The sequence below is a fragment of the Streptacidiphilus sp. EB129 genome, from assembly GCF_041262645.1.
Lineage (GTDB): Bacteria > Actinomycetota > Actinomycetes > Streptomycetales > Streptomycetaceae > Streptacidiphilus.
Window position 1 is genome coordinate 1 of the sequence record NZ_JBGCCS010000064.1, and the last position, 22288, is coordinate 22288.

Annotated in this window: 21 protein-coding genes; 12 read left to right on the forward strand and 9 right to left on the reverse strand. The window is 68.7% G+C overall.

All coding sequences use genetic code 11. The features are described 5' to 3' along the window. Nucleotides 1-521: 521 nt before the first annotated feature. From ABH925_RS35930 to ABH925_RS35945, 4 genes are all read right to left on the reverse strand, one after another. Nucleotides 522-1916: a carotenoid oxygenase family protein gene (locus ABH925_RS35930; protein ID WP_370155474.1), complete on the reverse strand. Its 1395-nt coding sequence runs from the start codon at nt 1914-1916 to the stop codon at nt 522-524. A 155-nt stretch (nt 1917-2071) separates the two neighbouring features. Beyond that, a complete protein-coding gene (locus ABH925_RS35935; RefSeq protein WP_370155476.1) occupies nt 2072-3598 on the reverse strand; it encodes an alpha/beta fold hydrolase in 1527 nt (508 codons plus the stop codon). 77 nt (nt 3599-3675) lie between these two features. Next, entirely contained in the window at nt 3676-4233 is a 558-nt protein-coding gene (locus tag ABH925_RS35940; protein ID WP_370155478.1) for a nuclear transport factor 2 family protein, read from the reverse strand. A 66-nt stretch (nt 4234-4299) separates the two neighbouring features. After that, nucleotides 4300-5685 carry a DHA2 family efflux MFS transporter permease subunit gene (locus tag ABH925_RS35945; RefSeq protein WP_370155479.1) on the reverse strand — a complete coding sequence of 462 codons (1386 nt, stop codon included), beginning with the start codon at nt 5683-5685 and terminating at the stop codon, nt 4300-4302. A 310-nt stretch (nt 5686-5995) separates the two neighbouring features. Between ABH925_RS35945 and ABH925_RS35950 the strand changes: the two genes are divergently transcribed. From ABH925_RS35950 to ABH925_RS35985, 8 genes are all read left to right on the forward strand, one after another. Then, the gene (locus tag ABH925_RS35950; RefSeq protein WP_370155481.1) at nt 5996-7249 is read left to right on the forward strand and encodes a cytochrome P450, cyclodipeptide synthase-associated; all 1254 of its coding nucleotides are present in this window, start codon (nt 5996-5998) and stop codon (nt 7247-7249) included. A gap of 283 nt (nt 7250-7532) precedes the next feature. After that, nucleotides 7533-9527 (forward strand): ATP-binding protein, encoded by a 1995-nt coding sequence (locus tag ABH925_RS35955; RefSeq protein ID WP_370155482.1) that lies wholly within the window; start codon nt 7533-7535, stop codon nt 9525-9527. A 236-nt stretch (nt 9528-9763) separates the two neighbouring features. Beyond that, a complete protein-coding gene (locus tag ABH925_RS35960; RefSeq protein ID WP_370155485.1) occupies nt 9764-10759 on the forward strand; it encodes a helix-turn-helix domain-containing protein in 996 nt (331 codons plus the stop codon). 566 nt (nt 10760-11325) lie between these two features. Beyond that, entirely contained in the window at nt 11326-11703 is a 378-nt protein-coding gene (locus ABH925_RS35965) for a hypothetical protein (protein WP_370155487.1), read from the forward strand. A gap of 293 nt (nt 11704-11996) precedes the next feature. Further along, nucleotides 11997-12269: a hypothetical protein gene (locus tag ABH925_RS35970; RefSeq protein WP_370155489.1), complete on the forward strand. Its 273-nt coding sequence runs from the start codon at nt 11997-11999 to the stop codon at nt 12267-12269. 108 nt (nt 12270-12377) lie between these two features. After that, nucleotides 12378-14747, forward strand: coding sequence for a glycoside hydrolase domain-containing protein (locus tag ABH925_RS35975; protein ID WP_370155515.1), 2370 nt, complete (start codon nt 12378-12380; stop codon nt 14745-14747). 3 nt (nt 14748-14750) lie between these two features. Further along, nucleotides 14751-15077 carry a hypothetical protein gene (locus ABH925_RS35980; protein WP_370155491.1) on the forward strand — a complete coding sequence of 109 codons (327 nt, stop codon included), beginning with the start codon at nt 14751-14753 and terminating at the stop codon, nt 15075-15077. 35 nt (nt 15078-15112) lie between these two features. Then, nucleotides 15113-15817 (forward strand): hypothetical protein, encoded by a 705-nt coding sequence (locus ABH925_RS35985; RefSeq protein WP_370155493.1) that lies wholly within the window; start codon nt 15113-15115, stop codon nt 15815-15817. Nucleotides 15818-16185: 368 nt separating this feature from the next. Here the strand turns inward: ABH925_RS35985 and ABH925_RS35990 are convergent, their stop codons facing one another. After that, nucleotides 16186-17001, reverse strand: coding sequence for an LAETG motif-containing sortase-dependent surface protein (locus tag ABH925_RS35990; protein ID WP_370155496.1), 816 nt, complete (start codon nt 16999-17001; stop codon nt 16186-16188). Between the two features lie 438 nt (nt 17002-17439). Between ABH925_RS35990 and ABH925_RS35995 the strand changes: the two genes are divergently transcribed. Then, a complete protein-coding gene (locus tag ABH925_RS35995) occupies nt 17440-18036 on the forward strand; it encodes a hypothetical protein (RefSeq protein WP_370155499.1) in 597 nt (198 codons plus the stop codon). A gap of 87 nt (nt 18037-18123) precedes the next feature. Next, nucleotides 18124-18774 (forward strand): hypothetical protein, encoded by a 651-nt coding sequence (locus tag ABH925_RS36000; RefSeq protein WP_370155501.1) that lies wholly within the window; start codon nt 18124-18126, stop codon nt 18772-18774. A 39-nt stretch (nt 18775-18813) separates the two neighbouring features. Here ABH925_RS36000 and ABH925_RS36005 read toward each other — a convergent pair whose 3' ends face one another. Next, the gene (locus tag ABH925_RS36005; RefSeq protein ID WP_370155503.1) at nt 18814-19299 is read right to left on the reverse strand and encodes a hypothetical protein; all 486 of its coding nucleotides are present in this window, start codon (nt 19297-19299) and stop codon (nt 18814-18816) included. Between the two features lie 192 nt (nt 19300-19491). After that, a complete protein-coding gene (locus ABH925_RS36010) occupies nt 19492-19878 on the reverse strand; it encodes a hypothetical protein (RefSeq protein ID WP_370155506.1) in 387 nt (128 codons plus the stop codon). Between the two features lie 71 nt (nt 19879-19949). On the opposite strand from ABH925_RS36010, the gene ABH925_RS36015 reads away from it, so the two are divergent. After that, nucleotides 19950-20513, forward strand: coding sequence for a SigE family RNA polymerase sigma factor (locus ABH925_RS36015; RefSeq protein ID WP_370155508.1), 564 nt, complete (start codon nt 19950-19952; stop codon nt 20511-20513). Continuing rightward, a complete protein-coding gene (locus tag ABH925_RS36020; RefSeq protein ID WP_370155510.1) occupies nt 20510-21208 on the forward strand; it encodes a hypothetical protein in 699 nt (232 codons plus the stop codon). The genes ABH925_RS36015 and ABH925_RS36020 overlap by 4 nt, the downstream gene beginning before the upstream one ends. 209 nt (nt 21209-21417) lie before the next feature. Here the strand turns inward: ABH925_RS36020 and ABH925_RS36025 are convergent, their stop codons facing one another. Both ABH925_RS36025 and ABH925_RS36030 read right to left on the reverse strand, forming a co-directional pair. Further along, nucleotides 21418-21624 carry a hypothetical protein gene (locus ABH925_RS36025; protein WP_370155512.1) on the reverse strand — a complete coding sequence of 69 codons (207 nt, stop codon included), beginning with the start codon at nt 21622-21624 and terminating at the stop codon, nt 21418-21420. Nucleotides 21625-21664: 40 nt separating this feature from the next. Then, nucleotides 21665-22060, reverse strand: coding sequence for a hypothetical protein (locus ABH925_RS36030; RefSeq protein WP_370155514.1), 396 nt, complete (start codon nt 22058-22060; stop codon nt 21665-21667). Nucleotides 22061-22288: the final 228 nt, after the last annotated feature.

Consider the following 22288-nt stretch of genomic DNA (forward strand, 5'->3'; position numbering starts at 1 on the left):
CACCCCCGATTTTCCCGGCCTCGGGCGGGACCGCAAGGGCCCGGGAAGACTACAAACGCCGAGGCCACAACCCCCAGATGCGGTTGCAGTACTAAGCGCTTCGCCCCCGTCGGCGGTCATCGTGGCGTCTGTCCTCTCGATGCGCTGTTGGACGTGCGAGAACGGCTGCTGGTCGGTCGACGTTCCGCCGATGCCCTTGGGGCTCGGGCCGTACTTGTTCGGGCCGGACGTACCATCCGGACAGGTGAACACGAGTGGCCTCGGCCACGATGAACTCGCTTTCGCGCGGAGGTCTGCAGAGATTCCACGCTAGGGCATCGTTCGTGTCCGGCGGGCCGGAACGGCGAAGGCTCGCAGGTCTTGCCAGTCGTCGCGCGAAGAGCGTCCTCTTCAAGGCGGCAACTGGTGGGCGGGTGCGCCGTGGTGGGTGGTTGGGGGTCCACGACGCGCTGCCCGGCCGACTACGGTGCGGGAAGCCACGCCGGGAGTGTTCTCGCTGTTCGGGGTTCGAGCTTCACCGATCAGCGGCCGGGGCCGTCGAACGCGGAGTCGGGGATCCAGGACCCGTGAAGTCCGGCACTCACCCGATGCGGCAGGTGGACCAGGGCGATGCGGTTGAGGCCGGATGCGTCGATAACGAGAAGTTGGGAGGCGTCCTGCTTGAGGTCGGAGACGACGGTGAGCAGGTAGCCGTCGTCCTCGCGGGTCGCTCCGGCGGCGGGGACGAAGACTGCTTCGCCGGGCATGCGGGCGTCGCCGGCGTGGTGGATGCGGCGGGCGCCGGTGGTGCGGTCGTATTTGACGATGCCGTAGCCGCCGAAGCCGTGTTCGTCGGGGAAGGAGACGGCGTAGTGGTAGCGGTTTTCGGCTCCCAGGTAGTCCTCGTTGAGCGTCGGGAACTCCACTGGGAGGTCGTCGACGATCAGCTCGTCGACGCTGCCGTCTGTGATGTCGACGACCCAGCGGCGGGTGTATGAGCGGGCAACCGGCTCGGTACCGCGCCCGGGCGCGCCGGTCCACCAGTTCCACGAGAGCTGGAAGCCCTCGCGGTCGACGGTCGGGCCTTCGAGAACGATCCGGCCCCGGGTGTCCTCGAAGGCGTTGGCGACGTGCAGCAGGTGGCCGGGTTCGATGGAGAACCAGCGCACGGGCCGTGCGGGCGCGGCCGCGTCGCTCTGGCGGGCCATGATGCCGATGCGGGCGGGCTGCCGATCGCTCCAGCTGTAGGGGATGCCGGATCGGTCGGCGGCGGGATCGAACGTGACGTTGCCTTCGACGAAGACCACGTGGTGGCGGGTGATCGCGAAGTCGTGCTTGAGCGACGCGGTGGCTCCCGGGATCTCGGCGCTGTGGACGATCTGGCCCTTGGTGTCGGCGACGTAGTACACCAGGTGCGGCGGGAACGGCGAGGATCCGAAGAAGTGGAGCTCACCTGTCACCGGGTCCTGTTTCGGGTGCGCGGTCATGGCGGTGCGCAGTCTGCCGTCGAAGTCGTAGGCGCCGACGGTGTCCAGCTCGGAGGTGAGCTCGAAGGGGAGGTTCGCCTCGCACAGGGCGAGCAGCCGTCCGGCGTGCTCGATGACGTGGGTGCCGGCGGTGCTGACGGTCAGGTCGGGCCCGTGATCGGTGGCGGAGGGGGCGCCGTCGAGCGCTGGTGTGTGCACCCAGCGGTTGCGGTACCACTCTGCTCGTCCCTCGCGCAGACGGATGCCGTGGACCATGCCGCTGCCCAGGAACCAGTGGGTGGGGGTGATTCCGGGCTTGGGATTGTGGCCGTTGCGCAGCAGGCGTCCGGACAGCTCGGGGGGCAGGGTGCCGTCGACGGTGAGCTCGGTGGCGGTGATCTCGTCGGTGACGGGGGTGAAGTGACCGGTCAGGTACGGCTTGACGGCAGACCTGGCTGAGTGGATAGGCATGACACCAGCCTGGTGCCGGACGCTGTCCACTTTCCAGGGCCGTGGGCGCCGGGCTCTGTCCACTGCTGTCCGACACTGTCCACCAGAGAACAACGGGGCCCGACCGCAGTGTCGCGGCCGGGTCCCGTTCAGCCTTCAGGTCTGATTGGCTTCAGTCAGTTGCAGACGGTCCCCGCCGCCGGCAGGGCGCGGGTGGCCAGGTAGGTGTCGGCGTTCTTCACGACGCACGGGTTGATGATGTATGTGCTGTAGTCGTCGCCCGCGACGGACAGCACGCGGCTACCCGGCAGCTGAGCGGCGAGGTCGAATGCCCAGGGGTAGTCGGAGAGAGTCTGGTGGACGGACTCGAGGATGAGGGCGGGGGGCGCGTCGGTGACAGGGGTCTGCGTGGGGGCGTGCGCCGGGACGGGCCAGCCGAGGCAGCCGGTCATGTCGGTCCAGGAACGCACCTGCCCGCCGAGGTGCGGCGACAGTTCGGCGGCCATGCGCTCGAGCTGAGCCAGCTGTGAATAGGTGGTGGCGGCCGGGGGCTGGTCGAGGCAGGCGGCGACGCGGATCTGGGTGTGGTCGAGGGTCTTGTCGACGTCGTGGGTCGGCAGGAAGGCAGTGGTGTTCCCGGCGAGGGCCTGGCTGATGGCCTGCCCGAGCATCGGCCAGGCTACGGACTTGATGACCAGGTAGTCCTGCGTGGCGGCCTGGATCTGCTGCCCGTTCATGGTCTGGCTGGTGCCCTTGACCGGGATCGGCGACCGGTTGGCCTGGGCAATGAGCCGGTCGTACACGGCTGCGACATCCTGCCCGTGCAGAGCGCAGCTCGCGTCGCCCTGGCACCAGGACGCGAAGTCGTCGAATGCCTGCTCCGCGGTGGACATCTCGTCGGCCAGGTGCTCGACTGGCGGGAGGGTGTCGTCGGCGGCCGTGTCGAGCAGCATGGTGCGCAGGTGGCCGGGGTAGAGCTGCGCGTAGGCGCGCGCGAGCAGGTCGCTGTAGTCGATGCCGTACCAGTTCAGCTGCTTGACGCCGAGGGCGATGCGCAGCCGCTCGAAGTCCCGGGCGGTGCTGGTCATGTCCATGTGGGTCACCAGTGGGCCGTTCTGCGCCAGGCATTCGGCGGCGAACGAGCGGTTGACGGCCACCATGGCGTTGAACTGGGCCTGGCTTGTGGGCATGTCGGTGACCGTCGACGCGGCGGCCGGGCCGGCGCAGTGGACGCCCTGGCTGTGCCCGACCCCGCGCGGGTCCATCGCGACGATGTCGAACCGCGACGCCATCTTTGAGTTCGCGAGGCCGAAACGCAGCGCGTACCGGAGCTGTTCGATGCTCGACCCGCCGGAGCCGTCGTTCATGAGCAGGGTGCCGATCCGCTCGGCCGGCTTGGAGGCGGGCCGCTTGACGAGCGCGAGGTGGACCTGGGCGCCGTTCGGGTGCGCGTAGTCCACCGGAACGGTCAGGGTGCCGCAGTCCATGCCCTTGAAATCCGGGTCCGTGCACGGCTGCCACGCGATCCGCACCAGCGCGGCCGCTGAGATCGTGCCTGCGGCGGTGGCCGGCGTGGCGCCGGCGCTCGCCGGCGCGCCGGTGGTCAGGGTGGCCGTGGCGGCGAGGACGGCGACGCCGAGCGCGATACGCCGCAGCTTGCGATGTGAGGTCGAATCTTCGGGGTGGCGGTGAAGGACGTTCATGGCATTCCTCATGGGGTGGCGTGGGTGACGTGGCTGACGGAGGTGAGAGCGGATCGGCTGATCGCTGGGCGGGTCGATCACTGGGTGGGCTTCCAGTCGGTGGGCAGCCCGGACTGGGTCAGGACCGCGTTGAGGTTGTAGTAGTCCTTGTCGGCGGTGATCCGATCGCCCGCGACGACGAGGGTTGTGGCCATGGGCACGGCGAACGCATGAGGGGCGCCCTTGATGTGCCCGGCGTAGACCGATTCGACAGTGATGTGCTCACCACTGCGGTACGAGGTGACCACGGTGTCGTGAACGTCGGCGATGAGCAGGTCGGTGCGCGATTTCCAGCCGCTGATCTGCGCGGGGCCGCTCATCGTGACACCGACGGCCTCATCGGTGTAGGTGCCGTTGTGCGTGAAGAGTGCGCCGAGCGCGCCGGGGTTGGTGCCGTTCCACGCTGCGGCCCACTCGCAGGCGAGCTTCGGGACCGCCGAGTGCTCGGTCGTGGCGCAGGGCGTGGCGGCGGACCCGCCGGTGGCCTGAGCGCCCGCAGCGAGGATCGAGGTCGTGGCCGCTGCCGCGACTGTGAGCGTGGCGACGGCGAGGGTGGTGCGCCGCATCGTTCCGGACTTGTGACGCAGAGGGTTCATGGTCTTCTCCTGACGAAGCGGACAGGCGGCGAGCGATGAGTTGACGGGATGGGAGGGACTGCGGGACTACTCGCCTGCGGCCGCGGTCTCGGTGCGGGGCAGGATGACGGCGGTCACCGCGGCGGCGACCAGCAAAAGTGCGGCGCCGGCGGCGAATGCGACCTGGTAGCCACCGGTCAGCGCGGCCCGAACGGTGTCGCCGGTCGCGACCAGGTGGTTGGTGCGGCTGGTGGCGATGGTGGCCAGGACCGCGAGACCGACGGCGCCGCCGATCTGCTGGGACGTGTTGATGAGACCGCCGGCCAGTCCCGCTTCGTGGTCCGGGACCCCGGAGGTGGCGGCGATGGTCAGTGGGACGAACGCGAGTCCGAGGCCGACCGCGACCAGCAGCGTGGGGCCGAGCAGGGCGACCGTGAAGCTGCTGTGCACCCCGATCCGGGTGAGCCAGGCCATACCTGCGGCGAACACGGTGATCCCGGAGATCAGCACGGGCTTGACGCCGAGGCGCGTCACCAGCGGCGAGGCGAGCCCTGCCGCCGCGATGATGGCCACGCCGAGCGGAAGCTGGGCCAGGCCGGAGCGCAGCGGGCTGTAGCCGAGCACCTGCTGCATGAACAGCGTCAGGACGAAGAACAGGCCGAGCATGGCGGCGCCGAGCAGAAGGCCGATCAGGTTCGCGGCGCTCACCTGACGCTGTCGGAAGATCCGCAGCGGGACCAGCGGGCTGGCCGTGCGCCGCTCGATCAGGACGAACACGAACAGCAGCGCCGCGCCCGCCGCGAGCAGGCCCACGGTGCGTGCCGAGGTCCAACCGGCGTTTCCGGCACCGACCAGGGCGTAGACCAGGGCCCCCAGGCCGGCGGTCACGGTCGCCGCGCCCGGAAGATCCACCCCGCCGCGACGCCCCGCCTGGACGGACTCCTGGGACTCGGCGATCAGCAGCGGGGCCAGCGCCGCGGCGACCAGGCAGACCGGGACGTTGACGAACAGCACCCACCGCCACCCCAGCGCGCTGGTGAGCACGCCGCCCAGCAGCACTCCCGCGGCCCCGCCGGAACCGGCGACCGCGCCCCACACACCCATCGCCTTGTTCCGCTCCGCACCCTCGGTGAAGATCGTGGTCACCAGCGACAAGGCGGCCGGGGCCAACAGCGCTCCGCCCACTCCCTGCACCACTCGGGCCGCGATGAGCACCGCACCGGTCGTGGCCACGCCTCCGGCGAACGAGGCCGCCCCGAACAGTACGAGCCCGACGATGAACAAGCGGCGCCGTCCGAGCAGGTCGGCCAGCCGGCCACCCAGCAGCAGCCCGCCGCCGAACGTCAGCACATAGGCGTCGATCACCCAGGACAGGCTCGACTGGGAGAAATGCAGCGCAGTCCCGATCGAGGGCAACGCGATGTTGACGATCGACGCGTCGAGCACGACGACGAACTGAGCCAGCGCCAGCAAGGCAAGCGCCCACCAACGACGCGGGGCAGCGGATGCGGCGGATACCGAATCAGGCGGGTGCGGCGTGGATACGGACGTGACGGACGTTGCGGACATGGTGATCCCCTGTGATCTGTAGAGGGCGAGGCGGGAGCGGCAGCGGCCCGCGGCAGCGTGCCAAGGGGCTGTCGCCGTGACACAGAGACTCGCGCCGGGCGGTGTCCACTATCCAGAGCGCTCGAGGCCGGGCACTGTCCACTGCTGTCCGCTCCTGTTCGGCAGCGAGCGGTGCGGTTGGACGGGGGTGCCCTCGGTGCGAGATTCTCAGCCCGTGACCATCGTCAACTCCGCCTTCAGCGTCCTGTCCGAGGACTTCGCCGCCGACCCCTATGCCTCTTTCGCATGGCTGCGGGAGCACGCGCCGGTGCACTACGAGCCAGGGATCGACAGCTACTTCCTGTCCCGCTACCAGGAGGTGAAGCGGGTGCTGACCGACCATGAGGCGTTCACCACCGAGACGCTGCAGGTTCGCGCCGAGCCGGTGATGCGCGGGCCGGTCCTGGCCCAGATGACGGGCGCGGAGCACACGGCCAAGCGGAAGATCGTCGTCCGCGGCTTCACCGGGCAGGCCCTGCAGGACCAGGTACGCGCCATCCGAGCCGACGCCGCCGAACTCGTCGCGCCGCTCCTCGCCCGGGGCCGCATGGACCTCGTCAACGACTTCGGCAAGCCCTTCGCCGTCTATGCGACGCTCGACATCCTCGGCCTGGACAAGAGCGACTGGCGGCAGGTCGCTCAGTGGCACAGCGGGGTCGCCGAGTTCATCACGAGCATCGGCCTCACATCCGAACGCCGCCGGCACTGCCTGGACTGCGCCGAGCAGTTGGAGGCCTACCTCGTCCCCGTCATCGAGCAGCGGCGCCGCCATCCCGGCGCCGACCTGATATCGCGGCTGTGCACGGCCGAGTACGACGGCCTGGCCATGACCGACCGCGAGGTCACCGCGCTGGTCATCAATGTCCTTGCCGCCGCTGTCGAGCCCGCCGACAAGACGCTCGCCCTCCTGTTCAAGCACCTCATCGACCACCCCGAGCAGTTCGCCCAGGTCCGCAGCGACCCCGGGCTGCTGCCCGCCGCGATCGCCGAGACCTTGCGCTACACCCCGCCCGTTCAGCTCATCCCGCGTCAGGTTGAGCGGGAGACCGAGTTCGCCGGCGGCACGGTTCCCGCCGGCGCCACCGTGTTCTGCATGATCGGCGCGGCCAATCGTGACCCGGAGGCGTTCTGCGCCCCGGACGAATTCGACATCCACCGCGCGGATCTGAGCACGGCCCGCTCTTTCACCGCCGCCGCCCAGCACCTGGCATTCGGTACCGGTCTCCACCAATGCGTCGGCGCCGCGTTCGCACGCGCCGAGATCGAGGCCGTCGCCGCGATGCTCCTGCCCCTGCTCGATCAGGTTCGCTACAGTCCGGGTTTCCGCTACCAGGAGACCGGCCTCTACACCCGCGGCCCCGCCTCCCTGTGCCTGGACTTCACGCCCGTCCATGACTTCACGCCCGTCCGCACAGGCATCGCCGGTTGAAGCTGCACCCGCGAGAAGGTCCGGTACACACCAAGCGATCCAAACCGCACAAGGAGAGTCGGCGGCGGGAATGGCACCCGCCGCCGCTCGCAGAACCGTGCGGGAGCCTCTCGGCTCACACGGCTCCCAGTTCCAGCCGTCGGGCTTGAGGCCGTCGTCGGCATACCGGCCGTCATACCGGCGGTCTTGCTAGGCTCCGAGCGGATCGGCGGCATCGGGACGGCTGGATCCGTTGCCGGAACAGAGAAGAACTGGAGCCGCCGTGGTGTCCGTGGGTGAGAGATTGAGCTCAGCGCGAGGTCGGGCCTTCATCGGCCGCGAGGAGCAGCTCGACCGGTTCGGGCAGGCCCTGGCCGGCGATCCGCAGGCGCCGTTCGCGTTCTACGTCTTCGGGCCGGGCGGCATCGGGAAGTCGACGCTGCTGCGCCGCTTGGCGGACCACGCCCGGGCGGCGGGCCGGCCGCCGGTCGAACTCGATGGCCGGTTCGTGAGCCGGGACCCGGCCGAATTCGAGCGCGAGACCGCTCGGTTCCTGGACGTTCCCGGCACGGTCCTGATGGTGGACTCGTTCGAGCACTGCCAGTGGCTGGAGGGCTGGCTGTGGCACCAGTTCCTGCCCCGGGCCGCCGACGGCGCCCTGGTCGTGCTGGCCGGACGGCTCGGCCCGCAGCCGCAGTGGGCCGCCGACCCCGCCTGGGCCGGGCTGCTGCATGTGACCGAGCTCGAACCGTTCTCCGACGAACAGGCCCGAAGCATGCTGGCCGCGGCGCAGATCCGGCCCGAGCTGCGGGACCGGGTGCTGCGCTTCGCCGGCGGCAACCCGCTGGCGCTCTCCCTCGCCGCGGCCGCGGGATCAGAAGGCTGCAGCACGGAGGAGATCTGGGCGCCCTCGGCGGACGTCCTACGCACCCTGTTGGTGGGATTGATCGGTGAAGTGCCCACGGCGGCTCACCGTCGCGCCCTGGAGGTCGCGGCGCAGGCCTACTCGACCTCCGAGGAGCTGCTGTCCGCGGTGCTGCCCGAGCAGGACGCCCATCAGCTCTTCTCCTGGCTGAGGGATCTGCCCTTCATGGAATCCACGCATCAAGGGCTCCATCCGCACGACGCCGCACGCGAGACGCTGGCCGCCGACCTGCGCTGGCGGGCGCCCAACGCATTCGTGACGATGCGCCGGCGCCTCGCGGACGAATACCTGCGGATACTTCGCGAGGCGCCGCAAGAGCGGGTATGGACCGTCACCGACGAGCTGTTCTACCTGTTCCGCGAGAGCGAGACGCTGGCGCGGCTGCGCACATGGTCGCGCGAGGGCGAGGTGCACGACCGTCCGCTGCGGCCGGAGGACCTCGATGTGGTGCTGCGCATGGCGCAGGAGACCGAGGGGGCCGCATCCGCGGAGCTGGTGCGCTACTGGGCGCAGCGCCAGCCGGAGGCGTTCAGCATCTACCGCTCGGTGAGCACAGACAACGTCGTGGCGTTCACGGCCCGGCTGGTTCTGCCGGCTCCCGCCGACCCTCAGGACCTGGCCACCGACCCCGTCGTCGCGGCGGCCTGGGCGCACAGCGATGCCACCGTGCCGGTCAGGGCCGGCGAGCACATCGGGATCAGCCGCTTCTCGATCTACCCCGAGCACTACCAGGTGCCCTCGCGTGTCACCGACCTCAGCAGCTCCCGCGCCCAGGCGGAGTCCGCCCGCGCGCACGGCCGCGCCTACGGCTTCGCCGTCTACCAGGACGCCGAGACGTGGGCGGAGCGCGTGAAGGGGACCCTCGTCGACACTGGGGCCCGGCCGAGAGTCGGCGAACACACCTACGGTCTGTTCGGCGTCGACTGGCGCGAAGTGCCGGTGGAGGCCTGGCTGATGCGCTTCATATCGGGTACCGACGCCGACGCGCCGGTCCGGCCGGGACCTTCTCCGATCTCACGCACGGCGTTCGACCAGGCCGTGCGCGAGGCGCTGACCAATTGGCGCAACGCGGTCGCATTCGCCACCTGCGCCCTGATGCACGCCCGTCTCGCGGCCGACCTGGACGACCCCGTCGAGCAACTGCGCGCCATACTGCGCCAAGCCGTCGACGACCTCGCCCGCGACCCGCGCGGAGCACGCGCCCGCGAAGCGCTGACAGCGAGCTACTTCTCCGGCGCTCCCACCCAGGAAGCCGCCGCCCGCCGCCTCGGCCTGCCGTTCGGCACCTACCGGCGCCACCTGCGCCAAGGCCTGGATCTAGTCTGTGCAGCCCTGTGGCACCAAGAGCTGCAGGGACCCATCGAACCCCCATAGGCGCTGGGCTTCCGGCGGTGGGACCGACGCAGACCGGATTGCCGCTGCGGTGGCACTCGGCGTTGGTGTTTCGTTGCAGGCACTGGTCCCGGGAAGTCGGCGTGGCCTGGCTGATCTTGGTTGTGGCAGAGTGAAGCGTCCGGTGAGCTTGATGGTCGCGCACCGCAGCATGAAGGGCCGGACGGTGTTCCGGAACCTGATGGGGGAGGCGGGTGGTGGCCGTGAGGACGGGGAGCGTGGTCCGCAGTGAGGGCGTGTCCGGGAGGGAGCAATTCGACTACTGGCGGGAACTGATCGGGCAGACGCGCGCGAGCGAGGTGAGCAGTGCCCACGCCGACGACTTCAAGGCGGAGATGCGGCGCCTGGAACTGGGGCCGGTGACCCTCCTGCGGACGTCGTTCCCGCCGGCGCGGTTCCGGCGGGCCGCGGGCATGGTGCGGCGGTCGGATCCGGAGGTGTACCACCTGACGCTGCTGCTGGACGGAGACATGGCGCTGACGCGCGGCTCCGGTCGGACAGCGACGTTCGGGCCAGGTGACCTGCACATGGCCCACAGCTCGGATCCGTTCGACCTGCAGTCCTTCGGCGCACGCACCACCGGCCGCGGGGAAAGTCGCGTCGAAGCAGTGGGCGTCGACTTCCCCATGTCGCTGCTGCCGCTGCCCCCGCACCAGTTGCGCAACGTGCTGGGCCGGGGGTTCTCGGGACGGGAGGGCATGCCTGCGCTGCTCTCGGAGTTCCTCATCGGCCTGGACCGGCAGGCCGCCGCCCTCGGGCCTGCCGAGGCACCCCGCCTGGGAACGGTCGTGGTCGACCTGCTGGCCGCCTGGTTGGCCCGGGAAGTGGACGCCGAGGCCGCGCTGCCGGACGACACCCGGCGACGGGCCATCGTGGAGAACGTCCGGGCGTTCATCCAACGGAACCTGCACGATCCCGAGCTGTCGCCGTCCGTGATCGCCACCGCGCACCACATCTCCGTCAGCTATCTGCACCGCGTCTTCACTCAGCAGTCGCGAGGCGAGACGGTCACCGCCTGGATCCGCAGCCAGCGGCTGGAGAAGGCGCGCCGAGACCTGGCGAATCCCGCGCTGCGCGCCACTCCGATCCACGCCGTCGCCGCCCGCTGGGGCATCCCGCGCGCCTCCGACTTCAGCCGCGCCTTCCAGGCCGCGTACGGCCTCTCGCCCCGCGAGGACCGGCATCGGGCGCTATCGGGGCTCGCGCGCGAGTAGACGCAAAGCCAAGAAGCTGTCGACGCAGCGCCAACACCGCCGGACGGCGTCCTGACACACTCAACGAGGAGAGGGAAGGCGGTACGCCGCCTTCAAGAGGCTCACGGCCACTGCGGCGGTCGGAGTTTCCGCGCTCTCGATGACACTCGTCGCCGCCGGCAGCGCGCACGCCGACTCGATGAGTGGCTGCTCCTTACCCCCATACGTGTGCATCTACGGCGGCACCAGCATCAACGCCCCCATCGTGGCTGAATTCCAGGACTACACCGACTACTACCAGAGCACCGACCACGGTTGGGGATTTCAGCATCGTCAGCACCAGGAACCAGGACACCGGCTGGATCCGCTGGAACGACGGCGGCGCCGACCAGTACGCCCGTATCCCGAATGCGAGCCACGCCCGGTACAACGGCATCAGCAATGTCGGGTACGTCGCCGGCGTCATGATCACGTCGAAGACCGGCTGCTGACACCGCGTCTGCCGGGTCTGTACGAATACACCACTGAGCCGTCGCCAACAGCATCTTCATCTGGGGCGACTTCCACCTGAAAGGAATTCCTTCCGCATGAGCCTTAAGTCCAAGATCGCGAAGATATCCGCAGTGGCCGCCCTCGGCGTCGGCGCGACCGTCCTGGGATCGGGGGCGGCGTTCGCCGGGACGAACGGCCAGCAGGTCATGTTCCAGGACGACCTGCATGTCGCGAACAGCATCCAAATCCAGGGCTTCAACCAGAACGGCTCCTACGTAGCCATCTGCATCAACACCCCTGGCTATCAGACATGGGTTTCGGGGTGGTGGTGGCAGAACCAGATGGTCATCAAGGGCTTCTCCCAAACCAACTGCTATGGCGGCACCGACACCAACATCATCGACGCCTCGATTCCCGTCAGCCAGTCCGGCTCCGACTGGGTCACCGTCTCCGACAAGGGCTACGGCGGGTAAAGGGAGAGACGGCTGAGCGCCAAGGCCAAGATCGCGAAGATATCGGCCGTGGTCGGCCTCGGCGCGGGCGCGGCGGATGGCGCCGCGTTCGTTCGCGGGCTCCAGCGGACAGCAGATCGAGTTCTACGACACTGAGGCCGCGTCGAATGACGGCGTCAGGGCGGGGGACAGGACACAGCTCTGGTGGCCGCCACCACGACGGATGACGGGCACCGGAGCCGGGCCAGGCGCCAGATTGTCTGAGCCGGGAAGCCCGGAGCAGCAAGGGAGATGTTGGGTTCTGGCCCCGCTGTGTGAGTGATGCCGTTGGCGAATTCGGGGCCCGGTCATTCGCCCCGTCGGTCATCCGGCGGGGCGAAGTGCTGCCAGGCGTCTATGCGGGCGAAGTCAATCGCGGCGGCAGTGCGCTGGTGCTGTTCACCGGCCATGCCCGCGCCGAGTTCCACGAGCGTGGCTGTTGGATCACCGGGACAGACGCCGAATCCCGCCTGCTGCCCGCCGTCAGCGGAGCGATGCCTGGTGACAATGATCACTTGGTGAACGCACGGCTGACGGCAAGTCAATAGCCTGTGTATGCATAGGATTGCCGCTGTGCACAGGAAGAATGTGCGCGATGCGTCATCCATTGCCGCGGGTGCTCTCGCAGGCATGTCAAGGGGGCCTGTGTGGATCAGATGGTGCTGGAAGCCCAGCAGTGGGTCAATGCCACCTACGGCAGCGTGGTCGGCTACAGCAAGGTGACCGAGGACGGGGCGACCGGCTGGTCGACCATGTACGCGCTCACGCGCGCGCTGCAGCACGAGCTGGGCATCGCAACCCTTTCGAACAGTTTCGGCCCCACGACTCTGGCAGCTCTCCAGAGCCGCGGCGGAATCACGCTGGACGAGAAGAACCAGAATCTTGTCAAAATCATCCAGAGCGCCCTCTTCTGCAAGGGCTATGCCGCCGGCGGGATCAACGGCTCGTTCAACCTGCCGACCCAGCTGGCCGTCACCTCGCTGATGAGCAACGCCGGTCTGGGAGACGCACTCCACGGCGTGGTCCAGCCCAAGGTCATGAAGGCGCTCCTGACCATGGACGCCTACGTGGTCGTGGCCGGGGGCAAGCAGTCGGTGAGGTCTGTCCAGCAGTGGTTGAACGGCCACTACATTGGTCGGGCGAACTTCTTCGTCATACCCTGCGACGGCATCTTCTCCCGCGACGTCCAGAAGGCCCTCTATCTGGCGATCCAGTACGAGCTCGGCATGACCGACTCCCAGGCCACCGGTGCGTTCGGGCCGGGCACCCAGGCGGGGCTCCAGGCCCACCTCCTGTCCCAGGGCGCCACCGGGGTCTTCGTCAACATCTTCAGCGCCGCCGTGGTGTTCAACCAGGTGGTGCTGCCTGACGACTCGGTGTACAGCGCTTTCACCAGCACTTTCGACGGCGGGCTGGCCGCGGCCGTGAATGCCTTCCAGTCCTTCTCCGAGCTGCCTGTCAACGGTACTGCCGACTTCGCGACCTGGTGCGAACTGCTGGTGTCCACCGGCGATGCGTCCCGTCCCGGCACTGCCTTCGACTGCGTCACCACCATCACCTCGGACCGGGCCAAGGCCCTGACGGCCGCCGGCTACCGAGTGGTCGGCCGCTACCTGGACGAGCCCGCCAACAGCACGCTGCACAAGAAGATCCAGCCCGGCGAGCTGCTGACCATCTTCATGAACGGGCTGAAGGTCTTCCCCATCTCCCAGTACTACGGCGGCCAGGTCTCGTACTTCACCTACACCCAGGGCTACCAGGACGCCCTCGGTGCCCACAACGCGGCCACCGGCTACGGTTTCGACATCGGCACCGTCATCTACTTCGCGGTCGACTACGACGCGACACAGGCCGACATCGACTCCAACATCGTGCCCTACTTCCAGGGGATCGTCGCCGGACTGGCTTCCCAGGGCAAGAAGTACATTCACGGCGTCTATGGCTCCCGGAACGTGTGCCAGCAGGTCACCCTGCGGACGTACGCCCGCTGGTCGTTCGTCTCCGGCATGTCCACCGGCTTCTCCGGCAACATGGGCTTCGCGCTGCCGTCGAACTGGTCCTTCAACCAGGTCCAGACCCTGACGGTCGGTTCGGGCACCGGCGCGATCGAGATCGACAAGGACATCGCCAAGCCGGGTACCGACCCCGCTGTCTCCTCGGTCAACGACCCGGGTAACCCGGTCAACGACTTCATCGCCTACATCGGCGCGCTGTACCAGCTGGCGGTCAACTACAAGGGGACCAGGAACCCCAACCAACTGGTCCTGGAGTACCTCCGGCACGCGGACTACGACAACATGCAGTGGCAGAAGCTGATCGGGGACGTCGACCAGGGCTTCACCAGCTACGTCGACTCGCACGACATCACGTTGGTCAAGGTCAGCACGGTCAAGGACCCGTTCTACGGCATCGACCTCCACGTGTCCCACCTGGGCGCCGCGGCCAACGGAGTGCTGCTGCTGGGCAAGCCTTCCGGTACCGCTACGAACCGCGGGGACGTCGCCGGCTGGGGCGGGGACTGGATGACCTTCTACGGAGAGTGGCGGCGGGACAGTGCCAGCTACTCCTCCGGCGCCACGTACTGCCAGGAGAGGCTGGCCAAGCTCAGCGCCATCGGCACCTTCAAACTGCGCGACCTGACCGAGGACGCGGACGGCTACCTCATCGCCATGCGGGTCCTGGGCGGGGAGAACATCGTCGACGTGGTCCAGGACCACTACACGAAGGGGTACCTGACCCGCTTCCAACAGTTCTTCCAGGGTCGGTTCGGCGGCACCGCGGCCAATGCCAAGGCCATCGCCGGTGACATGCTGACCTCGGACCGCGACGCCCTGATCGTGGCGGGCCGGACCTATCTGATCGAGACCACCGGCGGCATCCCCACGCTCGACCCGAGCATGCTGCCCTCCGACAAGCTCGACGAGTTCTGCCAGGGTTTCGCGGACATGCTCCTGGCCAAGGTGGGGGAGGAGAACTCCAAAGCCAAGGCCCTGATGGCGAAACTGCGCGCGGCGGGCAGGATGTAGCGCATGAAGACGATCCTGACCTGGGCAGCCGCAACGGTCCTCGCGCTCGTCGCGGCCGCAGTCAGCTACGTGTGCGGCCTATGGGCGGGTCACACCCTGGACCTGCGGCCGTGGAGCGAGATATGTGCGGGCAAGCCGCTGGATGACGTCCATCCCTTCAGCGCCAGCTGGATCCCGCTCAGCAACATGTGTCGCTGGAGCGACGGAACGACCAAGGAGCTCGTGCCCTGGTACGTGAACCCGCTGACGCTCGCCCTCCTGGTGACGGCAGCCGTCTGCCTGGTGCTGGCCGTCCGCGCGGCCTACCGCATCAGGACGGATGACCACTGATCTCCAATGACCTCTGAACAAAGGACTCGCTGTCAATGAGTGAGAGCAAAGGCCCGAGCCGCCGACGCATGCTGGCTTCCCTGGGCGTGGTGGCGGGAGGCGCAGCCGTCGGCGTCACCGGCCCCGCCGGCACGGCGCTGGCGGCGTCTGGGGCGTCCGCGATACCCAGGGCCCGCACGTGGAGCGGGAACACGACGCAGAACGGCTGGCCTGTGGTCGGCAGCAAAGGATTCAAGGGCTGCAAGATAGAAGGAAGCAACGCCGTTGTCGCACTGTCGCCCGGTGACGCGGCGACCGTGCTGATGTACGTGGTGCGACGGTTCCACTACGAGATCCGCAGCCTGAAGAGCGGCGATGTGTTCGGGTACACCACCGATCACACGGTGTTGGCACCGTTCGAGTCCAACTACCTGTCGGGCAGCGCAATCGCCGTGCTGCCGGGGCTCTACCCGGCCGGCTCGGCGGGGAACCTGTTCCCCAATGAGCTGGCCGTCGTCCGCGACATCCTGGCCGAGTGTCAGGGGGTGGTTCGCTGGGGCGGTGACGACAAGGGCTCCCCGAAGGAGGGACACTTCCAGATCGACGTGCGGCCGGGATCGGCGCAACTGAAGAGCGTCGTGGCGAAGCTGACGGCCTGGCAGGGCACACCGGGACAGGGTGCGGGCGCACCGGGTGACCTGTCCTCGACGTCGCGCCGCGCTGCGGCGCAGACGCTCGAGCGCAAGCAGCGGGCCGCCTGACCGGTTGCCCCGCTGCCGGACGCAGGCGCGGGTCCCCCGATCTCGGCGCCGATTGAGCCTGGTCTGGGGCGGCGGAGCCGGGGCAGGAGCGCGTCGGGGGTGCCCGGGGGAGGCAACTGCGAGAGGCGATGGAGACGGTGAACCGGGTAGAGCGGGTACTGCGGGGCATCGACGGCTGGCAGCAGCGCCACACGGCGGCGGGGTTCGTGGTGGGCGTGGTCAAGAAGTACGGGGACGACCGCGGCGGCCAGCTCGCCGCGCTGATCACCTACTACGGGTTCGCCGCACTGTTCCCGCTGCTCGGCAGGCGCGCGGTTGGAAGCACGAGGCCCGCCACGCCACGAAAGGCGTGGCGGGCCGTCAGGGCCTCAGTTGTGCTGGGCGGTGCGGCGGCGTCGCATGAGCGCCACTGCACCCGCGCCGGCGGCGACCAGCGCCGCGGCGGAGCCGATGAGCGGACCGGTGCCGGAGCCGCCGCCGGTCTCTGCCAGCGCGGGGCCGGACGGGCTGGCGACGGGGGCCGCAGCCGAAGAGGTTGGGCTCGCGGTGGCGTTGGCGGTCGGCTTCGCCGACGGGGTGCCTGCGGGGGCTGCGGCAACGACCTTGAAGGACGCCATGGCGACCGAGACGCCGCCCTCGCAGCCGGAGAATTGCGTGGGCACACCGGTGGCCGTGTGCGCGGTCGCGGCCGGGCCGACGTTGCTGCCGCCACTGGAGACGGTGATCAGGTAGGTGCCGGTCGGGGCGTCCTTGGGAGCGCTGATCTCCAGTGGCGCGGTGTCGACGTTGCCGGGCTTGAGGCTGTTGTCCCCAGGGCTGGCGACGTGAATCGGGATCAGGTTGCCGGAGAGGTAGGGCATGGTGAGCCACTGGCCGTTGTGCTTGGCCTGGATCTTCAGGGCCTTGCTCGGGCCGTTGCCGTTCACCGCACCGGCAGCCATGATCTCCGCGAACTGGGAGAGCGTCTTACCGGAGACGTTGGTGAAGGCGAAGCCGCCGGAGATCGGTGCGCCTCCGGCGACGACCGTCTTGCCGGCGATTCCGGACAGTGCGGCCGTGATCTGGCAGGGACTGGCGCCGCCCGTCTCGGGGGTGGCGGCGGAGGCGGTGGACGCGGTGCTGAGCAGCGCGGCACCGCCCAGTGCGGCGGTGGCTATCGCGGCGCCGGCACGAGGGATGTGCATAGGAGGGAAGCCTCTCGGAGGCAGGCGGGCTGTGGAGCCCATGGCCTGCGGATATGTGGTAGCCGTCGGAGACTATCGAGGTGCCTATGACGCTCGATCATCCGGGGGTAGGGATCTGACAAAAACCGGACTCCGTGCTTCCTGTCGGGCGATGTGACCTTCGCCAGCGAGGCCCTCGACCGCAGGGAGCAATGCTCAGGACTTGTGGATCAGCTCCTCTGGGGGACGTACGAAGGGCCTACCTTCCCGAGTGAGTGATCGTCAAGTCACCGAGTAGGCCCGAGCTGCGAACGCGGGTCGGGAAGGGCACGCCCGAGCTCAGCGTAGCCAACGAAGACGGCACCACCGGGGCTGGTTCCCTGACCGACGAGATCCGTCGGCATCGGGCTTCCCGACCTGGGGTCATCGCGGCACGCGGCCGTGTCGAAGGCGGGCACGGTGTACAGCGCGTCCGACTCGTCGGCGGCCGACGTGGTGCAACCGCTCGCTGACGGCGTCAGGGTCCTGGTGGTCGAGGCCGCCCCCACGACCAGGGAACTCCGGTTCCCGCTCACCCTTCCGTCCGGAGCCTTCCTGGCCCCCCAGGACGACGGCGCCGTCTCGGTCGACGCCCCGGTCGGCAACGGGGCCGTGGGCGCGGTCGGGGAATTCCAGAGCCCGTGGGCGAAGGACGCCAACGGCAAGGCGCTGCCGACGCGCTACCGGATCGAGGGGAAGACCCTGGTCCAGACCGTGACAGCCACCGCGGCCACCGCGTATCCCATCGTCGCCGATCCCCACTACACCTGGGGAATCGTCACGGGAACGGTGTACTTCGACAAGGCGGAGACCGCCACCATCGCGGACCGGGCCGACTGGGTCTCGGTGTTCGCGAACTTCGCCCCCTGGCCGTGGAGCAGCATCCTGCCCGCCTACGCCACCTACATCCGCACCGTGGCGCAGCACGTGCGCACGGTCGGACTGTGCGTCAGTTTCAAGAGCACCGGAGTGGCCGGCATCTACGGTGGATCACAAGGAGACGGCTACTGCCGCTAGCCTCATCAGCAAGGTGACGTGAGCTCAGTGCCGGCTCGCTCGCACCCGGACCGGGCCGGCACGCTGTCCGACAACCCTGGAGGCCCGATGACGGACACGTCTGCCGCCCTCGCCCAGCTTGACAACGCCAGCCCGCCCCGGTTCTCCGCGCGGATGACCACGGGCAGCAGCGCGCCCGACGCCCCCGCAGACGGGATTCTGATCGAGTACGCCGCCGCTGACCGGTGGAAGGTCACCGACGGCGACAAGGTGACCATCCGCAACGGGGCGCACGCGTGGACGATCTGGCCCGACCGGGTCCTCATCCAGCCCGGTGAGCGGGTCGTGCCCCCGTTCGTGGTCCTGCTGTGGGCCACGTACCGCTCGAACGGCCACCGGGTCGAGTCCCCGCGGGAGGTCGTACTGGACGACGGGCACCCCGGCTACCTGGCCACCGTTTCCTACCGCGCGGGCCAGACCACCACGCAGTGGGAGCTCGGCGTGGATCGGGGCTCTGGCCTGGTCCGTCATCTGAAAGCCACTCCCGCCACCAGCGGCACGACCGGGGACGCACAGCTCAAGGCGGTCAACTACACGCCGGAGCTCACGGACCACACGTTCGAGGCCGTGATCCCACCCGCTGCCACGGTCGTCGACGAATCCCACGCCGAACCGGGGACCGCGAAGCGTGTCCTGATCGCCCTGGTCGCCCGGGCCTTCGCCCAGTGGAACCGGCTGCGCCACCCCGAACGCCTCTGAGCGCATCGGCGACGCGCTGGACAACAGAGCCCGCTGTCCTCACGCCAGGGTGTCCCATGTGAGGACAGTGGGGTACTGGGCCAGCTGGGCGGCCATCGCCGCAGTGAGGTCGCCGGCCGTGACGGCGTCGGCGAGCGACGTGGGCAGCGTCTCGGTCGAGGCGGGTGTCTCTCGTGCGTCCAGGGGAAGCGGTCCGCTGTTGGTGCTCGCCCGCCACGCGGCCAGTGCCAGTGCTTCCGGGGCGGGGACCGTCGCGGTGATCAGTTCCTCGGCCTCGTCCGGACCGTCGTGGTCGGACCAGCGGACCGCGTAGCTCCAGCCCTGGTGCTGGTTCCAGTGCAGGACGGTGTGCGAGGTCGCGCCGGTGCCGGGCTCGACCAGTTCGTCGCGCAGCGGGATCACCGCCTCCATCACCGCCACTGCGCCCTCGCGCTGGTAGTCGAGCGAGCCGCCTTCCGCGGCCAGGTCGCTGATCGCCGCCAGGACGGCGTCGATGTACGGCTGATGCGGGTATCCGGTGTTCATGACCTGTGCAACGAGCCGGTCGACGATGGGGGTGCGACGGGGCGTCCGGGCGTGTGACCTGCGGGTTGTACGGTACGCCCCGTACAGGCATTATCGAACATATGAGCGAACGATCGTGGCAGACCGCCCCCTGGCCACCCGGCGTCCCTGTGACTGGTCGAGATAGTTGTCACCTGGTCGCCGTATCTGTCACTAGAGCGCGCGTGATCCGACGTCGCGAGCCGCTCGGTGTCCTGTCTCGTGGGAGGTGGCGGATTCCCACTTGGTCTCGTTCTGGCCTGGCGCGTTCTCGCGGACCTGACGTTTCAGATGGTGCGTGTCACCCGTGCGGGTGAGCGTGAACTGGGCATCGCGGTCGATGCCGCTTCGCGGACCAAGTGCGCGGCAGCCCTGCGTCCGGTCGGGACCAAGGCGGTCGACGCGGCCATACTGCCGGCGCGGGCCCCAGTCGCGTTCTCCAGGGTTGTCAAGCACGTTTGCCGAGCCTGGCACCTGACCGAGGAAGGCCTCGCTGTCGCCCATGATCTGCCCGAGAACACCGGGGATGCTCCCCGTGCTCCGCGCGCTGAGCTCACTCATGATCGGCGGCGTCGCGGAATCAGCTGCCTCAGTGGCAGAACCTTTCAACCCCGCTGGGGGGTCTTCTTGCTGTGAAGCGCGAACAGCAAGCGGCACTCGATGCCGAATTCAGCACATTTGTGGTCAATCGCGGCCGCTATCTCCATCGCTTGGCGGAACTGCTGACCGGGGACCCGCACCGGGCGTCCGACCTGGTGCAGTCCGCGCTGGAGCGGGCGTACCCGCGATGGCAACGCATCCAGGCGGACGACCCCACCGCCTACGTACGACGAATCATCGTCAACGGGCACCGTTCCTGGTGGCACCGACGGCTGAACCGCGAACTGCCCGCCGAACCGGCACCTGACCGCGCAGCCCCGGGGGACCTGGCGGAGGGCCATGCCCAGCGCTCCGTCGTCCTGGGCGCGCTGCGGCAGCTGACCGCGCGCGAGCGTTCAGTGATCGCCCTGCGGTTCTACGGCGACCTGAGCGAATCCGAGATCGCAGCCGAACTGGAGATCGCGCCGGGAACGGTCAAGAGCACCGTGCACCGGGCGCTGGGGAAACTGCGCGCCATGCCGGAACTGGCCGACTCGTCCACCGCGCACCCCCGCCTGCCCGAATTGGACCCGCTCATGAACGAGGTGACGCGATGAGCTTCGAAAGCGAACTGAGCGCCCTGCTCGACTACGAGGAGATCACACCCATGCCGCTGGACACTCGTCGGATCATGGTCCGTTCCCGGCGACGCACCCGCGTGCGCAAGGCCGCCACAGGGATCGCCGCACTGGCTGTGGCGGGGGCCGTGGCCGGCTTCGCGACCGGTGGATTCACCCGAAGCGGAGTCCAAGCCACACAGTCGGGCCTCGTCGCCCCAGCCTCACAGCCTCCGTCCGCCGACACGTCACAGGCGCCGCTCGCGGCGGGATCACCGTCACCGGTCGTTCCGATGGTGCCTGGCAACAGGTACCTGCTGCTTAATACCGGCTACTCGACAGTGCTCCAATCCTCGGGACTCTGCCTGGAGGGGCCACGTGGCCTTCACATCACGTGCCAGGAACTGCCCCCCAACCCCGGGATGAGGCCAGGCCTGGGCTACTCGCTCCTCGGACTGGCCGCGCCCGATCACCGGGCGGTGCTCACTGGCGTGTACACCGGCTCGGCGCACCCGACCCGCATCGTGGTCACCGTGGGCAGCCAACAAGTGGTCGCGACGATCCTGACCACCCCCGGGGAGCACAACTGGGTGACCTACGACGCGGTGATCCCGCAATCGTCAACGGCGCACGCGACCTCAGTCACCGCATTCGACAGCACCGGCCATGTCATCGCCCGCAGCCCGCGACCCTGAGCCGGCACCCATGTCCCTCCGGCACCGCGTGACCGGAGGCAAGCCGCTTCCCAACCGGGCCGGTCGCGGACGGCCCCACTTCCGCAAAAGCCAGATCGTTCGGGAATGCACTGGCTTGGATTCCCGAACCATCTGGCAGCTACACAGGTCAGCGTCACGTCACCTGCCACCTGTGCTGCGACAGGAAACGGGGCCGGTGGGCGCCGGGCCTACATCTTGTGCACTTCAATCGAGAAGCCGCTGGCAAGGAGACTGTTGAGGTGTTCGGCGTGCGCTCCGAGCCACTGCTCGGTGGGGACTCCTGGGGTGCTGATCCCGAGGAGTACGTAGTCCCCGGCGTCGTCGGTGCTCTGGCCGCAGACGCAGCACAAGAGACGCTGGAGCATGGTGTTGGCTGGGCTTGTGGCGTTGGGCATGAGCGGCAGAGTAACGAGCGCAGGCCGCTCAGGGTGGGGATTAATCCGGGGCCGCCGTGCGTCGCGGCCTCGGGTGCGCCTCCCGCTTGACGCCGCTGCATGCTAGGAGCTCGGTTCCGGTGGCGTCGAAGTACAGGGTGAAGAACCAGGAGCGGTCTGCGGAGTTGATGACGCCGGTGCGCAGTCGCTCGCCGCGGTGGCTGCGGAGGATTTCGACGGACTCGTCAAGACCAAGGGTCGTCTGGCCGATCTTGATCGACCATCGCAGCCTTTGCGCAGCGATGCCGAAAACCATCGAGTGCGGCACCTCGTTGTCCCGGACCTCTACCTCAGCCCCACTGGCGATGGCCGCTCGGGCTGTTTTGCAGGCGCTGGTCTGGTCTTTGAGCATTGCGGCAACGTCGGGCTGTCTTGGTTGCTCGACTTCGGTGGCCATGCGGCGACTGTAGAGACCGAACGCGGGAGTTGCTAACAGGATTCGGTCGACCTGCGCGGGGGCTTGGGGGTAGGACGCCGTCGTGACTGGTCGAGCTGGCTGCCTGCTTGATCTTGGTGACGACAACGTCGAAGGGTGTAGCTCGGATGCGGTGAGGTCGCGTTGTTAGACGGCGAGTTGGAATCGGTGCTGGTCGGCGTGGGGATGGACACGTTCGATCTCTCGCGT

Bases quoted from the DNA above. Each gene is read 5' to 3' on its own strand.
- ABH925_RS36005 (WP_370155503.1), bottom strand. From the start codon at position 19,299: ATGAACACCGGATACCCGCATCAGCCGTACATCGACGCCGTCCTGGCG.
- ABH925_RS35930 (WP_370155474.1), bottom strand. From the start codon at position 1,916: ATGCCTATCCACTCAGCCAGGTCTGCCGTCAAGCCGTACCTGACCGGT.
- ABH925_RS35990 (WP_370155496.1), bottom strand. From the start codon at position 17,001: ATGCACATCCCTCGTGCCGGCGCCGCGATAGCCACCGCCGCACTGGGC.
- ABH925_RS35935 (WP_370155476.1), bottom strand. From the start codon at position 3,598: ATGAACGTCCTTCACCGCCACCCCGAAGATTCGACCTCACATCGCAAG.
- ABH925_RS35975 (WP_370155515.1), top strand. From the start codon at position 12,378: ATGGTGCTGGAAGCCCAGCAGTGGGTCAATGCCACCTACGGCAGCGTG.
- ABH925_RS35940 (WP_370155478.1), bottom strand. From the start codon at position 4,233: ATGAACCCTCTGCGTCACAAGTCCGGAACGATGCGGCGCACCACCCTC.
- ABH925_RS36000 (WP_370155501.1), top strand. From the start codon at position 18,124: ATGACGGACACGTCTGCCGCCCTCGCCCAGCTTGACAACGCCAGCCCG.
- ABH925_RS35965 (WP_370155487.1), top strand. From the start codon at position 11,326: ATGAGCCTTAAGTCCAAGATCGCGAAGATATCCGCAGTGGCCGCCCTC.
- ABH925_RS36025 (WP_370155512.1), bottom strand. From the start codon at position 21,624: ATGCCCAACGCCACAAGCCCAGCCAACACCATGCTCCAGCGTCTCTTG.
- ABH925_RS35985 (WP_370155493.1), top strand. From the start codon at position 15,113: ATGAGTGAGAGCAAAGGCCCGAGCCGCCGACGCATGCTGGCTTCCCTG.
- ABH925_RS36020 (WP_370155510.1), top strand. From the start codon at position 20,510: ATGAGCTTCGAAAGCGAACTGAGCGCCCTGCTCGACTACGAGGAGATC.
- ABH925_RS36010 (WP_370155506.1), bottom strand. From the start codon at position 19,878: ATGAGTGAGCTCAGCGCGCGGAGCACGGGGAGCATCCCCGGTGTTCTC.
- ABH925_RS36030 (WP_370155514.1), bottom strand. From the start codon at position 22,060: ATGGCCACCGAAGTCGAGCAACCAAGACAGCCCGACGTTGCCGCAATG.
- ABH925_RS35980 (WP_370155491.1), top strand. From the start codon at position 14,751: ATGAAGACGATCCTGACCTGGGCAGCCGCAACGGTCCTCGCGCTCGTC.